This is a genomic window from Clostridium boliviensis, from assembly GCF_033342255.1.
Classification (GTDB): Bacteria; Bacillota; Clostridia; order Lachnospirales; family Lachnospiraceae; genus Lacrimispora; species Lacrimispora boliviensis.
Window position 1 is genome coordinate 1 of sequence record NZ_JAWONS010000193.1, and the last position, 460, is coordinate 460.

Below are 460 nucleotides of genomic sequence, written 5' to 3' on the forward strand. Positions count from 1 at the left end.
TGATCGACGAATGGATGCCGGCACCCCCCAGATCCTCGGAAGAAATCTTTTCTCCAGTGACCGTTTCGATCACCTTGGGACCGGTGATAAACATCTGACTCGTTTTTTCCACCATGAAAACGAAATCGGTGATCGCCGGAGAATAGACGGCTCCGCCGGCACAGGGGCCCATGATGACGGAGAGCTGGGGGATCACCCCCGAATAGATCGAGTTGCGATAAAAGATGTGGCCATAACCGTCCAGGGAAACGACGCCTTCCTGAATCCGCGCACCCCCCGAATCGTTCAACCCGATGATGGGAGCGCCGTTTTTGGCCGCCAAATCCATGATCCGGGCGATCTTCAGGGCGTGCATCTCCCCGAGGGCACCGCCGAACACCGTGAAATCCTGGGCGAAGACGTACACCGGCCGACCGTGAATTTTGCCGTAACCGGTCAAAACCCCTTCCCCCGGAGCTTC

The 460-nt window shown here is 57.6% G+C and carries 1 pseudogene; it reads right to left on the reverse strand.

Going from position 1 to position 460, the window contains the following annotated elements:
• A pseudogene (mmdA, locus tag RZO55_RS12440) lies at window positions 1–460 on the reverse strand (methylmalonyl-CoA decarboxylase subunit alpha); the annotation flags it as partial.